Consider the following 13,914-nt stretch of genomic DNA (forward strand, 5'->3'; position numbering starts at 1 on the left):
CCCGCCCAATCTTTATAGAATCCTGACCATGGAATTGGCGGCTCGAATGGGCGAGACTTTGACACAAGCGGTCGTAGTTGCAGTGCGGGAGCAACTGGCCCGCCGGACCGGGCGCACCAGATCCATTTCGCTACGCGAGGAGTTGGCCGCCATTGGCCGGCGCTGCGCGGCCTTACCGGTGCTCGACACCCGAGCCGCGGACACGATTCTCGGCTACGACGAGCGCGGGTTGCCCGCCTGATGGTGATCGATACCTCTGCGCTGGTCGCGATGCTCAACGATGAACCCGAGGCGCAACGGTTCGAGATAGCCGTGGCAGCAGACCACGTTTGGCTGATGTCGACGGCGTCATATCCGGAGATGGCGACCGTGATCGAAACACGCTTCGGGGAACCGGGGGGACGTGAACCCAAGGTCAGCGGCCAGCCTCTCCTCTATAAGGGTGACGATTTCGCATGTATCGATATTCGCGCGGTTCTCGCCGGCTGAGCCGGCGATGAGCGCCCTGCTGGATGGGGTGTTGGACGCCCACGGCGGGCTGCAGCGATGGCGCGCCGCGGAAACGGTTCATGGGCGGGTACGCACGGGAGGGCTGTTGCTTCGAACCCGGGTGCCGGGCAACCGCTTCGCGGACTACCGCATCACGGTGCATGTCCAACAGGCCCGGACGGTCTTGGATCCGTTCCCGCGTGACGGGTACCGCGGAGTCTTCGAGAGCGGGCAGGTGCGGATCGAAAGCCACGATGGCGCGGTCATCAGCTCGCGCGCGCACCCGCGAGCGGCGTTCTTCGGACGCTCGGGCCTGCGCCGGAACATCCGGTGGGACCCGCTGGACTCGGTCTATTTCGCCGGTTACGCGATGTGGAACTACCTCACCACGCCGTACCTGTTGACGCGCGAAGGCGTGGCGGTCGAGGAGGGAGCGCCCTGGCAGCAGGAGGGCGAGACCTGGCGGCGCCTGATTGTGAGCTTCCCGCCGGATATCGACACCCACTCGCCTCGCCAGACCTTTTACGTCGATGCCAGCGGTCTCTTGCGCCGCCACGACTACGTCCCGGAGGTCGTTGGCCACTGGGCACGGGCAGCTCATTATTGCGCCGACCCCGTGGATGTCGACGGGTTTGTATTCCCGACTTGCCGGTGGGTCCACCCGATCGGCCCGGGGAATCGCTCACTGCCCTTCCCAACTCTGGTATCGATCCTGCTGACCGACATCCGGGTCGAGACCGATTAGGTTTCGCCGGAAGTCGCCGCACCTCGCGGTTGCTGAAACCATTAGCCTTATGCCTGTCACACCACCGCGGTTGGCGGGGTGAGGAGTCGGGCGATGGATGGCACCGCGGAATCGCGGGAGGGTACGCAGTTCGGGCCGTATCGGTTGCGGCGGTTGGTGGGTCGCGGCGGCATGGGCGACGTCTATGAGGCCGAAGACACGGTGCGCGAGCGGATCGTGGCACTAAAGCTGATGTCGGAGACGCTCTCCAGCGATCCGGTCTTCCGCACGCGTATGCAGCGCGAGGCCCGCACCGCGGGGCGCCTGCAGGAACCGCACGTCGTGCCGATTCACGACTTCGGTGAGATCGACGGGCAGCTCTACGTGGACATGCGCCTGATCAACGGCGTGGATCTGGCCGCGATGCTGAGACGCCAGGGGCCGCTGGCCCCACCGCGAGCGGTCGCGATCGTGCGCCAGATCGGCTCGGCGCTCGACGCCGCGCACGCTGCCGGGGCAACGCATCGCGACGTCAAACCGGAGAACATTCTGGTTAGCGCGGATGACTTCGCCTATCTTGTCGATTTCGGGATCGCCAGCGCCACCACCGACGAAAAGCTGACCCAGCTCGGCAACACGGTGGGCACCCTCTACTACATGGCGCCAGAGCGGTTCAGCGAGTCGCACGCAACTTACCGCGCCGACATTTATGCGTTGACCTGCGTGTTGTATGAGTGCTTGACCGGATCACCGCCGTATCAGGGAGACCAGCTCAGCGTGATGGGCGCGCACATCAACCAGGCGATCCCGCGGCCCAGCACGGTACGGCCGGGTATTCCGGTCGCCTTCGATGCGGTGATCGCCCGTGGCATGGCCAAAAATCCGGAGGACCGCTATGTCACCTGCGGTGATCTGTCAGCGGCGGCGCACGCAGCCCTGGCCACCGCGGATCAGGATCGTGCCACCGACATCTTGCGGCGCAGCCAGGTGGCCAAGCTGCCGGTGCCATCGACTCACCCGGTGTCACCGGGTACCCGGTGGCCGCAGCCGACGCCATGGGCTGGCGGGGCGCCGCCATGGGGGCCACCGTCGTCTCCGCTGCCCCGGTCAGCCCGCCAGCCCTGGTTGTGGGTTGGTGTTGCCGTCGCCGTCGTGGTGGCGCTGGCGGGCGGCCTGGGTATCGCGCTTGCCCATCCGTGGCGGTCATCTGGACCCCGCACGTCGGCACCGCCGCCACCGCCGCCCGCAGATGCGGTCGAGCTCCGCGTTCTCAACGACGGTGTCTTTGTGGGTAGCTCGGTGGCGCCGACAACGATCGACATTTTCAACGAACCCATCTGTCCACCCTGCGGCAGTTTCATCAGGTCGTATGCGAGCGATATCGATACCGCGGTGGCCGACAAGCAGCTGGCGGTGCGCTACCACCTGCTCAACTTCCTCGACGACCAGTCGCACAGCAAGAACTATTCGACGCGAGCGGTGGCCGCCTCGTACTGTGTAGCGGGGCAAAACGACCCGAAACTCTACGCCAGCTTCTACTCCGCCCTATTCGGCAGCGACTTTCAGCCGCAAGAGAACGCCGCATCGGATCGCACCGATGCCGAACTGGCACATCTTGCTCAAACAGTCGGCGCCGAGCCCACGGCGATCAGCTGTATCAAGTCAGGAGCTGATCTGGGCACCGCCCAAACGAAGGCCACAAACGCCAGCGAGACGCTGGCCGGCTTCAATGCCAGCGGTACGCCGTTCGTGTGGGACGGCAGCATGGTCGTGAACTATCAGGATCCGAGCTGGCTCGCGAGGCTGATCGGGTAGCGCGGGTGGTGTGGCCTCGTCCCGGACAATTCCGCTTGCTCTCGCAGCATGTCCGCAGCGGTGCGCGGTTGTGACGGTGAATTCACGATGCTCGCCGTTGATGTCGGCAGGTACCACCGCGGTGTGGCTTGCGTCGCGGACGGTGCGGTCAGATTCGGCGATGGTCCCGAGGGCGGCAGCTACTATGCCAACGACAGGCGCCCACAAATATCCTGCGGTTGAGTTGCAGACCGGGTGGGTCGTTCACCGATCCACTGTAGGGCCGGTGACTCAGAACGTGGCCGTTAATTCGAAACCCGGCCCAGGTTGCCAACCCGAAGATTTCGGGCGCCGACCACATTCCGCAGTCCCGAACAATTCACGCACCACAAACACCCCACACAGTCGGTGCAGCGCACGCAGCCGATACAGGCCACGCACCGGGTGCAGGTGATGCATGCTAGGCATGCCACACACTGCCGGACAGCCACGCACAATACGGTCAGCAGACTGCCGATTATCCCGACGCTGCCCGCCGTGGCTGCCGCCCCGGCTATCGCGACGCTGCCCGCGGTCGCGACCGAGCCGGCGACTGCGACGCTGCCCGCGGTCGCCACCGAGCCGGCGACTGCGACGGCGCCCGTGGTCGCGGCCGATCCCGCGACGGCGATGCTGTCGATGCTGGCGATCGAGCGGTTAATTACCATGTGCGGCTTTCGGTAGCCGGCAGTCGTCGGCCACGGGCCACTGTGCCGGACATGGTCCAAGTTTGGTCAGGTAGCCCAGTTGTGAGCGGCACCAAGGGGATACCGGGGCGATTACGCCGGCGGTAACATCGCGCACGAATTGTTCCCAGGACAACCAGCGGATCGCGTCGACCTCGTCCGAGTTCGGCCGGGGCTGTTGGTCAACCTGGACTCGGTAGACGGGGCAGATCTCGTTTTCCACGGTGCCATCGGCCATAGCGGCCCGGTAGCGGAACCCCGGCAGGATCAGATCGACCCGATCTGGGGTCAGTCCGAGTTCGGCAGCGAGCCGCCGGCGTATGGCGCCGGGTAGCGATTCGCCAGGCAGGGGGTGCCCGCAGCAACTGTTGGTCCATACCGCCGGCCACGTCCTCTTGGTGGCGGCCCGCCGCGTGATCAACAGCTGATCGTGCAGATCGAACACATAGCTGGAGAACGCGAGGTGCAAAGGGGTGTCGCCGGTGTGCACGGTGGCCTTGTCGGCCACACCTGTCGCGTCGCCGCGGTCGTTGAGCAAAACCACCCGCTCGATCGGTGGAGCTGGCCGGTAGCTGCGGGTCATGCCAGACCTCCTTACGCTTGCTTGCGAGGGTCGGTTCGCGGCCCCAACGCTGGCAAACTACCGGAGAGTCACTTGTCGCGTGCGGAGTTCCACGATTCTCGTCGAGTGTCGCAAGCCCTGCCCTCCTGGCGGGCTACGATGCCGCCATGCCGCTCGCGGAAGGTTCGACGTTCGCCGGCTTCACCATCGTCCGGCAGTTGGGATCCGGCGGGATGGGCGAGGTGTACCTGGCCCGGCATCCCAGACTGCCCCGCCAGGACGCGCTCAAGGTACTGCGGGCCGATGTGTCAGCCGACGGCGAATACCGGGCACGGTTCAACCGCGAAGCCGATGCCGCGGCGTCGCTGTGGCATCCACACATCGTCGCCGTCCACGACCGCGGCGAGTTCGACGGCCAGCTCTGGATCGACATGGACTTCGTCGACGGCACCGACACCGTATCCCTTCTCAGGGATCGTTATCCGAACGGGATGCCCGGCCCCGAGGTCACCGAGATCATCACTGCGGTGGCCGAAGCGCTCGACTATGCCCACGAACGTCGGCTGTTGCACCGCGACGTCAAACCCGCCAACATCCTGATCGCCAATCCTGATTCACCTGATCGTCGAATCATGTTGGCCGACTTCGGGATCGCCGGCTGGGTCGATGATCCAAGCGGATTGACCGCCACAAACATGACTGTGGGCACCGTGTCATACGCGGCTCCGGAACAGCTTATGGGCAACGAGCTCGATGGACGGGCCGACCAATACGCACTAGCCGCGACGGCGTTTCACTTGCTGACCGGCTCCCCGCCCTTTCAGCACGCCAACCCCGCCGTGGTGATCAGCCAGCATCTCAGCGCGTCACCCCCGGCGATCGGCGATCGGGTTCCCGAGCTGACACCGCTGGACCCGGTCTTCGCCAAAGCGCTGGCCAAGCAACCCAAGGACCGTTACCAGCGGTGTGTCGACTTCGCGCGCGCACTCGGCCATCGTCTGGGCGGCGCGGGTGATCCTGACGACACGCGGGTGTCGCAACCGGTCGCCGTGGCCGCGCCCGCGAAACGCTCGCTGCTGCGGACCGCCGTCATCGTCCCCGCGGTGCTGGCGATGCTGCTGGTGATGGCCGTCGCGGTCGCCGTGCGGGAGTTCCAGCGTGCTGACGACGAGCGTGCAGCGCAGCCTGCGCGGACGCGGACCACCACATCGGCCGGCACGACCACTTCGGTAGCCCCCGCGAGCACAACGCGCCCGGCCCCCACGACCCCGACCACGACTGGCGCCGCCGACACCGCGACTGCATCGCCGACCGCTGCGGTTGTCGCCATCGGCGCCCTCTGCTTCCCGCTCGGCAGCACCGGCACCACCAAGACCGGGGCGACGGCCTACTGCTCGACGCTGCAAGGCACCAACACCACCATCTGGTCGCTGACCGAGGACACCGTGGCCAGTCCGACTGTGACCGCCACTGCTGACCCGACGGAGGCGCCGCTGCCCATCGAGCAGGAATCGCCGATTCGAGTGTGCATGCAGCAGACCGGCCAGACCCGACGGGAATGTCGCGAGGAGATTCGCAGAAGCAACGGCTGGCCGTGATGGTCGGCTTGCCTGACCGGGTGCACCCGCCCCGGCGTCGGCTGCGGTCCCGATACAGTTGGTGCCGATGAGCCAACCAGCCGCCCCGCCCGTGTTGACCGTGCGGTATGAGGGATCGGAGCGCACGTTCGCCGCAGGACACGATGTCGTCGTCGGGCGTGACCTGCGCGCGGATGTCCGCGTCGCACACCCCCTGATCTCCCGGGCACACCTGCTGCTGCGATTCGACCAGGGTCGCTGGGTCGCCATTGACAATGGCAGCCTCAATGGGCTCTACCTCAATAACCGTCGGGTGCCAGTCGTGGACATCTACGATGCCCAGCGAGTCCATATCGGAAACCCCGACGGTCCGGCGCTGGACTTCGAAGTGGGCCGCCACCGGGGTTCGGCCGGGCGACCACCCCAGACGACGTCGATACGCCTGCCCAACCTGTCCGCGGGAGCGTGGCCCACCGACGGCCCGCCGCAGACCGGCACGCTCGGCTCCGGCCAGCTACAACAGCTTCCACCGGCCACCACCCGGATACCCGCCGCTCCGCCATCGGGACCACAGCCGCGATACCCCACCGGTGGGCAACAGTTGTGGCCACCCAGCGGACCGCAACGGGCGCCGCAGATTTACCGGCCACCCACGGCCGCACCGCCGCCGGCGGGTGCCCGCGGCGGAACTGAGGCGGGAAACCTCGCGACATCGATGATGAAGATCCTGCGGCCAGGCAGGTTGACGGGGGAGTTGCCGCCCGGTGCCGTCAGGATCGGCCGGGCGAACGACAACGACATCGTCATTCCCGAGGTGTTGGCCTCACGTCACCACGCCACCCTGGTCCCGACGCCTGGCGGCACGGAGATTCGGGACAACCGCAGCATCAATGGCACCTTCGTCAACGGCGCCCGGGTCGACGCGGCGCTGCTGCACGACGGCGACGTCGTGACCATCGGCAACATCGACCTCGTCTTCGCCGACGGCACCCTGGCGCGCCGTGAAGAGAACCTGCTGGAGACCCGCGTCGGCGGCCTCGACGTGCGCGGGGTGACCTGGACCATCGATGGCGACAAGACACTGCTGGACGGCATCTCGTTGACGGCGCGCCCCGGTATGCTCACCGCCGTCATCGGTCCGTCGGGCGCTGGCAAGTCGACACTTGCCCGGTTGGTGGCTGGGTATACGCACCCGACGGATGGCACGGTGACGTTCGAGGGCCACAACGTTCACGCCGAATATGCCTCGCTGCGCAGCAGGATCGGCATGGTGCCACAGGACGACGTGGTGCACGGTCAGCTGACCGTGAAACACGCGCTGATGTATGCCGCCGAACTACGGCTGCCGCCGGACACCACCAAAGATGACCGCACCCAGGTAGTTGCCCGGGTGCTCGAAGAACTCGAGATGTCCAAGCACATCGACACCAGGGTCGACAAGCTGTCGGGTGGTCAACGCAAGCGGGCGTCGGTGGCGCTTGAGCTGTTGACCGGGCCGTCACTGCTGATCCTCGACGAGCCGACATCCGGCCTAGATCCTGCGCTGGACCGGCAGGTCATGACCATGCTGCGGCAGTTGGCCGACGCCGGTCGGGTGGTGCTCGTGGTTACCCACTCACTGACCTACCTGGACGTCTGTGACCAGGTTCTGCTGTTGGCCCCCGGCGGCAAGACCGCGTTCTGTGGGCCACCGACTCAGATTGGTCCGGTCATGGGGACCACGAACTGGGCCGACATCTTCAGCACCGTCGCCGACGACCCAGACGCGGCCAAAGCCCGCTACCTGGCGCGGACGGGTCCGACCCCACCACCGCCACCGGTCGAGCAACCCGCCGAACTGGGCGATCCGGCCCATACCAGCTTGTTTCGGCAGTTCTCCACGATCGCGCGGCGACAGTTGCGATTGATCGTTTCCGACCGAGGTTACTTCGTCTTTCTGGCGCTGTTGCCGTTCATCATGGGTGCGCTGTCCATGTCGGTACCGGGCGACGTGGGCTTCGGGTTTCCCAACCCGATGGGTGACGCGCCCAACGAGCCCGGCCAGATCCTAGTGTTGCTGAATGTCGGTGCGGTCTTCATGGGGACCGCGCTGACCATTCGTGACCTCATCGGTGAGCGAGCCATCTTCCGGCGCGAACAGGCAGTCGGCCTGTCCACTACCGCCTACCTGATCGCGAAGGTCTGTGTCTACACCGTGCTCGCGGTGGTTCAGTCGGCGATTGTGACGGTGATCGTCCTGGTCGGCAAGGGCGGTCCGACTCAGGGTGCCGTAGCGTTGAGCAAGCCAGATCTGGAGCTGTTCGTTGATGTCGCGGTGACCTGTGTCGCCTCGGCGATGCTCGGATTGGCGCTGTCGGCGATCGCCAAGTCCAACGAACAGATCATGCCCCTGCTGGTCGTGGCGGTCATGTCGCAGCTGGTGTTCTCCGGAGGCATGATTCCGGTCACCGGACGTGTTCCCCTTGACCAGATGTCCTGGGTCACACCGGCGAGATGGGGTTTCGCGGCGTCGGCCGCTACGGTCGACCTGATCAAATTGGTGCCCGGTCCGCTGACCCCGAAGGATTCGCATTGGCATCACACCGCCAGCGCGTGGTGGTTCGACATGGCCATGCTGGTAGCGCTCAGCGTTATCTACGTCGGCTTTGTGCGCTGGAAGATTCGCCTCAAGGCGTGCTAGGCGGCAGTTCACTGCCCAACCCAGGTGGAATTAACGGGAATGGCTGTCTCACTCACCGGCTCAACAGGTGGCCTTGGGCGCGCGACGCGACCGCACCCGCCGACCGTGACGTGCGACTGATTCTGAGCTAACGCACGCAGGGGGAACTCGAGCCCGGTGACCAGCTCGAGCGCGGCGCCGGGCGGGTGAGATCGACGTGTGGGTCGCCAACGCCGTGCTGCCAGCCTCCGGCAAGCTCGACAGCATCACCGCGGAGCCGGTTGGCCGCGCGCTGCGGGGACGGCGCGCTTGACGGCGAACGCGCCCGAGATCGCCCTCCTCGGCGTCGCCGACCAGGTCGCGGCCGGTCAGATTGACAAGCGGTGAAGCCGGTTGCCGGGTGGTGTCTGCTCCGGCCGACCCTGGGGCCGTCCATGGTGGCATCCTGGCCTGGTGGGGCTACTGATTCGGCTAGCCGAGTTGCTCGTTGTGATGCTGCCGCTCATCGGAGTGCTATATGTCGGCATCAAAGCGCTGTCGTCCTTCACGCGGCGGCTAGGGGAGGCGTCTGGCGATCTTGCGTCGGATAGCCCCGCGATGCCACGCCCAACCACTGTCGAAAACGACGCAGCGCGGTGGCGGGCGATCACTCGCGCGGTCGAGGCGCACGAGCGAACGGATGCACGCTGGTTGGAATACGAGCTCGACGCCGCCAAGCTGCTCGACTTCCCGGTCATGACCGACATGCGGGACCCGCTCACGACGGCATTTCACAAGGCCAAGCTACAAGCCGACTTTCACAAGCCGTTGCGGGCGGAAGATCTTCTCGACGACCCGGACGCCGCGGGCCACTATCTCGATGCGGTTCGGGACTATGTGACCGCGTTCGACACCGCGGAGGCCGAGGCGATGCGCAGACGCAGAACCGGCTTTTCCCGCGAGGAACAGCAGCGGCTGGCAAGAGCGCAAAGCCTGCTGCGGGTGGCATCCGACGCCGGCGCGACGGCCCAGGAACGCGAGCGCGCATATCGTTTGGCGCGCACCGAACTCGACGGACTCATCGTGTTGCCGGACCGTACGCGGGCCGGCATCGAGCGGGGGATCGCCGGCGAGCTCGATGACTAAGGCTGACCTTTCGGCACCGCGTCGCCGTTGCTGTGCCACGACCACGCATAGAGCGCCCACATGACGATGGGTAGCAGGATGTCGGTCCACAGCGGGACGCCGATGTTGTATGGGTTGGTGTTGTTCTCCACCACCCAGTAGTAGATGTGGCCGGCCGCGTCTCCGACGTACTGGATGGTGAGCACCACGATTGTCGCCAGCCAGAAGTGCCCGCGGAAGCGGTACGCCATCAGGCCGACCACCCCGATTGCCAGGTCGCCCATTGCGTTCTCCCATTGGAACCCGCCGTCGCCGCGCGTATAGCCGATCAACTCGGCGGTCCGCTCGCCGTCGAAGACGTGGTATCCCGCGCCGATGATCGATACCACGCCCACGATCAGCACCATCCACCACAGCATATGGATGTCCGCGGCTGGGCGGTGCCGGTGACGCCGGCTCTGCACGAACGCACCGATTAGCGCGACGATTACCCCGACAATGGTGAACATTCCAACACCCTTCCCTAGCTTTAGGGTCCCGTCATGCTGTCGAATCTCATTGACCGCACGCAACACTAGCGGACGGGCTGGCGCTCACCGCTGTTGCGGGCGTCCCGAGAACGCCGGCCGAGTAATGGGGGAGCGGACCTTTCCGTACTTCATATCGCTTTTGCCGGTCCGGACGCGTGGTGGTAAGCGCTGCCTCGTGGTTCGCGCACCCACAGGGTGTCCGCTTTGCCGACCGCGGTTCCCTCGTCGATCAACTGGCGCTTGAGCACCTTGTGTGTGGCGGTGCTGGGAAGGTCGGCCGCGATGCGGATGTATCGTGGCCGGGCTTTAGTGGATAGGTCAGGCTGGGCGTCCAGAAATGCTTCGAACGCGTCAGGGTCGAAGGTGTCACCTGCTCGCAAGACCAACGCCGCCATCACCTGATCGCCGACGTATTCGTCCGGGACGGCATACACCGCGACACGGTTAATAGCCTTGTATCGTAATAGAATTCGCTCGATTGGTGCCGCTGTCAGGTTCTCGCCGTCTACCCGCATCCAGTCGGCGGTGCGGCCAGCAAGGTAGATCCAGCCTTCAGAGTCCCGGTATGCGAGGTCTCCAGACCAGTACATGCCGTGGCGCATGCGCTCGGCGTTGGCTTCGGGGTCATTGTAGTAGCCGGTGAAGAAGCCCGACCCCGTCGTGTTGACCAACTCACCTATGGCTTCATCGGCGTTGGTGAGTGCTCCGTGAGCGTCGAACCGCGCGACGGCGCACTCGGTGACGGTTTCGCCGTTGTACACCGCGACCCCGTGGGCTCCCCGGCCGATCGAGCCCGGTGGCGTGCCGGGTTCGCGGATCACGATGACCGCGTTCTCGGTCGAGCCAAAGCCGTCCTCGACCTGGACTCCGAAGCGGCGTGAGAATTCCTCGATGTCTTTGTCATTGGCCTCGTTGCCGAAAGCCACCCGCAGCGGATTGTCGGCATCGTCGTCGCGTTCGGGGGTGGCAAGGATATAGGCGAGCGGCTTGCCGACGTAGTTCATATAAGTGGCGTGGTATCGGCGGACGTCGTCGAGGAAGCCGGTCGCCGAAAACGTCGCCGGCGCGATCGCGGCACCGGAGACCACCGCTGGCGCCCATCCCGCGACCACCGCGTTGGAGTGAAACAGCGGCATGGATACATAGCAGGTGTCCTGTTCGGTGAGCCCGAAGCGCTCGGTGAGGCTACGCCCGGCGAACGTGGCCATTAGGTGTGACACCGGTACCGCTTTGGGATTTCCGCTGGTGCCGGACGTGAAGATCATCATGAACGGATCCATCGTGTCGACTTCTCGATAGGGGACAAAGGCGCCGTCACCAGCCACCAATTCAGCCCACCGCGGTGTCGAGGTATCAAGGATCCGCGCGCCCGCGAGGTCTAAACCGTCCAACAGCGCTCGGTGGTCGGCATCGGTCACCACGATCTGGCAATCGGCTCGCCTGACGTCAGCGGCCAGTGCATCGCCACGTCGCGTTGTGTTCAGGCCACACAGCACATAGCCGCCCAACCCGGCCGCAGCCAGCTGGGCCAGCATCTCGGGCGTATTCCCCAGCAGAGAGCCGATATGCGTCGGACGTTGCGGATCGGCGATTGTGATGAGGGCCGCCGCGCGGGCCGCCGACTCCGCCAGGTACTGACTCCAAGTCCATTGCAGACCACCGTATTTCACGGCAATCGTTGGATCGGATACGTGCTGGCGCAAGAGCGATTGAATCGTGTCGGTCATGAATTCGCTCCCATGTCGAGTCGCGGGCTTTGGCCGCGACGCTGTCATCCAGCATGATCGCCACGATGCCATCAATGGCCAGGAGGTCGCGACATGACAACAAGATCACCACGCCGGCAGTGGATTGCCTCACGATCGAACGTCTAGATTCTCCCGCGTCCGGCGCCCCTCAGGTCACCCCTTATGCTAGGGCGCTAATGGGCGAGACAACCACGTGCGCGATCATCGGCGGCGGCCCGGCCGGGATGGTTCTGGGCCTGCTGTTGGCGCGGGCAGGTGTGCAGGTCACCCTGTTGGAGAAGCACGGAGACTTCCTGCGCGACTTTCGTGGCGACACGGTGCATCCGACGACGATGCGGCTACTCGACGAGCTTGGGCTGTGGGAACGCTTTGCGGCTTTGCCCTACAGCGAGGTCCGCACGGCCACATTGCATTCGAATGGTCGCGCGGTGACCTACATCGACTTCGAGCGACTGCATCAGCCCTACCCCTATGTCGCAATGGTGCCGCAATGGGACCTGCTGAACCTGCTGGCGGAGGCCGCCCAAGCGGAACCGAGCTTTACGCTGCGGATGAAAACCGAGGTGACCGGGTTGCTGCGGGAGGGCGGCAAAGTTACGGGGGTGCGCTATCAAGGAGCCGAGGGCCCGGGTGAATTGCGGGCGGAATTGACCGTGGCGTGCGACGGCCGATGGTCGATCGCCCGGCACGAGGCTGGACTGAAGGCGCGTGAATTCCCGGTGAACTTTGACGTGTGGTGGTTCAAGCTGCCACGTGAAGGTGACGCCGAGTTCTCGTTCCTGCCGCGATTCTCCCCGGGCAAGGGGCTCGGCGTGATCCCACGCGAAGGTTATTTCCAGATCGCCTACCTCGGGCCCAAGGGAACCGACGCTCAGTTGCGCGAGCGAGGTATCGAGGAATTCCGTCGGGACGTCAGCGAACTGCTGCCCGAAGCGACGGCATCGGTGGCGGCGCTAGCGTCCATGGACGAGGTCAAGCACCTCAACGTCAAGGTGAATCGGTTGCGTCGTTGGCACATTGATGGGCTGCTGTGCATCGGCGACGCGGCGCACGCGATGTCACCGGTGGCGGGAGTCGGCATCAACCTAGCGGTCCAAGATGCGGTCGCGGCAGCGACCATCTTGGCCGAACCGCTGCGTGAGCATCGAGTCAGCAGCCGCCACCTGGCAGCGGTACGGCGTCGTCGCGCATTTCCCACCGCGGTGACCCAAGCGGTGCAGCGGGTGTTGCACCGAAGGCTGCTCGGCCCGCTGCTGCAGGGCCGGGACCCCACGCCGCCGGCGGCCCTGCTTGGCCTGGTCGAACGGCTGCCATGGCTCTCGGCGGTGCCCGCCTACTTTGTGGGAGTTGGAGTCCGGCCTGAGCATGCTCCGGCCTTCGCACGTCGCGGGCCCGGCAACCGCAAAGGCCCTTGAGCCGACATGCGCGCCGCCGCGAATCGGCGTCTTGGGTATAGCCCGGATAGCGCCGTTGGCGCTCATCAAGCCGGTCAGCGGGAGCGTCGTGGTGGCAGCACGTGATGTGTCGCGGGTGGCGCGACCATGGACGCTGGCTGCTATGCCGTCCACATGGCCCACACGTTCGGTGGGGCCACGCCGGAAGTGGTTTCGGCGCAAGCCAAATTACGCGATCCAGCGGTCGATCGGGCCATGACGGCCGAACTGAAATTTCCAGGCGGGCACACCGGCGGGATCCGCTGTTCAATGCGGTCGTCGGATCTGTTGAATGTGAGCGCTCGAGTGGTCGGCGACCGTGGCGAGTTGCGCGTGCTCAATCCGGTTGTGCCCCAACTCTTCCACCGATTGCCGCCCCTCGCATGCGTATCAGCTCGACGCTTTCGCTGCCGCAGTGCTGCGCGGGCAAGCGGTCAAGACGACGCCCAAGGACGCGGTCGAGAACATGAGCGCGATCCACGCGATCTATCGGGCCGCCGGGCTCCCATCGCGCAACCCGAGCTGAATATGGTCGCCGCGAGCGGGTCCGCCGCCTGACAGGCCAATGG

The 13,914-nt window shown here is 65.5% G+C and carries 13 protein-coding genes; 9 read left to right on the forward strand and 4 right to left on the reverse strand.

Going from position 1 to position 13,914, the window contains the following annotated elements; translation table 11 throughout:
* Nucleotides 1-28 precede the first annotated feature (28 nt).
* From vapB34 to pknE, 4 genes are all read left to right on the forward strand, one after another.
* Nucleotides 29-241, forward strand: a complete 213-nt coding sequence (gene vapB34, locus Rv1740; RefSeq protein ID NP_216256.1) for an antitoxin VapB34 — start codon at nt 29-31, stop codon at nt 239-241.
* Nucleotides 241-489: a ribonuclease VapC34 gene (gene vapC34, locus Rv1741; RefSeq protein NP_216257.1), complete on the forward strand. Its 249-nt coding sequence runs from the start codon at nt 241-243 to the stop codon at nt 487-489. The genes vapB34 and vapC34 overlap by 1 nt, the downstream gene beginning before the upstream one ends.
* 7 nt (nt 490-496) lie before the next feature.
* Complete coding sequence (locus Rv1742) at nt 497-1,234, forward strand: hypothetical protein (RefSeq protein NP_216258.1); 738 nt, start codon at nt 497-499, stop codon at nt 1,232-1,234.
* Between the two features lie 93 nt (nt 1,235-1,327).
* Entirely contained in the window at nt 1,328-3,028 is a 1,701-nt protein-coding gene (gene pknE, locus Rv1743) for a serine/threonine-protein kinase PknE (protein ID NP_216259.1), read from the forward strand.
* Between the two features lie 284 nt (nt 3,029-3,312).
* On the opposite strand, the gene Rv1744c is transcribed toward pknE, so the two are convergent.
* Both Rv1744c and idi read right to left on the reverse strand, forming a co-directional pair.
* The gene (locus Rv1744c) at nt 3,313-3,714 is read right to left on the reverse strand and encodes a membrane protein (protein ID NP_216260.1); all 402 of its coding nucleotides are present in this window, start codon (nt 3,712-3,714) and stop codon (nt 3,313-3,315) included.
* Nucleotides 3,704-4,315: an isopentenyl-diphosphate delta-isomerase gene (gene idi, locus Rv1745c; protein NP_216261.1), complete on the reverse strand. Its 612-nt coding sequence runs from the start codon at nt 4,313-4,315 to the stop codon at nt 3,704-3,706. The genes Rv1744c and idi overlap by 11 nt, the downstream gene beginning before the upstream one ends.
* Nucleotides 4,316-4,461: 146 nt before the next feature.
* On the opposite strand from idi, the gene pknF reads away from it, so the two are divergent.
* The 3 genes from pknF (at nt 4,462) to Rv1748 (ending at nt 9,655) form a co-directional block, all read left to right on the forward strand.
* Nucleotides 4,462-5,892: a serine/threonine-protein kinase PknF gene (gene pknF, locus Rv1746; protein NP_216262.1), complete on the forward strand. Its 1,431-nt coding sequence runs from the start codon at nt 4,462-4,464 to the stop codon at nt 5,890-5,892.
* A gap of 61 nt (nt 5,893-5,953) precedes the next feature.
* Complete coding sequence (locus Rv1747; RefSeq protein NP_216263.1) at nt 5,954-8,551, forward strand: ABC transporter ATP-binding protein/permease; 2,598 nt, start codon at nt 5,954-5,956, stop codon at nt 8,549-8,551.
* Nucleotides 8,552-8,923: 372 nt separating this feature from the next.
* The gene (locus Rv1748) at nt 8,924-9,655 is read left to right on the forward strand and encodes a hypothetical protein (protein NP_216264.1); all 732 of its coding nucleotides are present in this window, start codon (nt 8,924-8,926) and stop codon (nt 9,653-9,655) included.
* Here the strand turns inward: Rv1748 and Rv1749c are convergent.
* Complete coding sequence (locus tag Rv1749c) at nt 9,652-10,209, reverse strand: integral membrane protein (protein NP_216265.1); 558 nt, start codon at nt 10,207-10,209, stop codon at nt 9,652-9,654. The two genes, Rv1748 and Rv1749c, sit on opposite strands and share 4 nt — an antisense overlap.
* A gap of 83 nt (nt 10,210-10,292) precedes the next feature.
* Nucleotides 10,293-11,891: a fatty-acid--CoA ligase FadD1 gene (gene fadD1, locus Rv1750c; protein ID NP_216266.1), complete on the reverse strand. Its 1,599-nt coding sequence runs from the start codon at nt 11,889-11,891 to the stop codon at nt 10,293-10,295.
* Nucleotides 11,892-11,944: 53 nt separating this feature from the next.
* On the opposite strand from fadD1, the gene Rv1751 reads away from it, so the two are divergent.
* A complete protein-coding gene (locus tag Rv1751; protein NP_216267.1) occupies nt 11,945-13,327 on the forward strand; it encodes an oxidoreductase in 1,383 nt (460 codons plus the stop codon).
* 126 nt (nt 13,328-13,453) lie between these two features.
* Nucleotides 13,454-13,903 (forward strand): hypothetical protein, encoded by a 450-nt coding sequence (locus tag Rv1752; protein NP_216268.1) that lies wholly within the window; start codon nt 13,454-13,456, stop codon nt 13,901-13,903.
* Nucleotides 13,904-13,914: the final 11 nt, after the last annotated feature.

The sequence above is a fragment of the Mycobacterium tuberculosis H37Rv genome (assembly GCF_000195955.2).
In the GTDB taxonomy this organism is placed as follows: Bacteria; Actinomycetota; Actinomycetes; order Mycobacteriales; family Mycobacteriaceae; genus Mycobacterium; species Mycobacterium tuberculosis.

What these genes read in the sequence shown, in the direction of transcription:
- vapB34 (NP_216256.1), top strand. Translation starts at nt 29, where the DNA reads ATGGAATTGGCGGCTCGAATGGGCGAGACTTTGACACAAGCGGTCGTA.
- vapC34 (NP_216257.1), top strand. Translation starts at nt 241, where the DNA reads ATGGTGATCGATACCTCTGCGCTGGTCGCGATGCTCAACGATGAACCC.
- Rv1742 (NP_216258.1), top strand. Translation starts at nt 497, where the DNA reads ATGAGCGCCCTGCTGGATGGGGTGTTGGACGCCCACGGCGGGCTGCAG.
- pknE (NP_216259.1), top strand. Translation starts at nt 1,328, where the DNA reads ATGGATGGCACCGCGGAATCGCGGGAGGGTACGCAGTTCGGGCCGTAT.
- Rv1744c (NP_216260.1), bottom strand. Translation starts at nt 3,714, where the DNA reads ATGGTAATTAACCGCTCGATCGCCAGCATCGACAGCATCGCCGTCGCG.
- idi (NP_216261.1), bottom strand. Translation starts at nt 4,315, where the DNA reads ATGACCCGCAGCTACCGGCCAGCTCCACCGATCGAGCGGGTGGTTTTG.
- pknF (NP_216262.1), top strand. Translation starts at nt 4,462, where the DNA reads ATGCCGCTCGCGGAAGGTTCGACGTTCGCCGGCTTCACCATCGTCCGG.
- fadD1 (NP_216266.1), bottom strand. Translation starts at nt 11,891, where the DNA reads ATGACCGACACGATTCAATCGCTCTTGCGCCAGCACGTATCCGATCCA.
- Rv1751 (NP_216267.1), top strand. Translation starts at nt 11,945, where the DNA reads ATGATCGCCACGATGCCATCAATGGCCAGGAGGTCGCGACATGACAAC.
- Rv1752 (NP_216268.1), top strand. Translation starts at nt 13,454, where the DNA reads ATGGACGCTGGCTGCTATGCCGTCCACATGGCCCACACGTTCGGTGGG.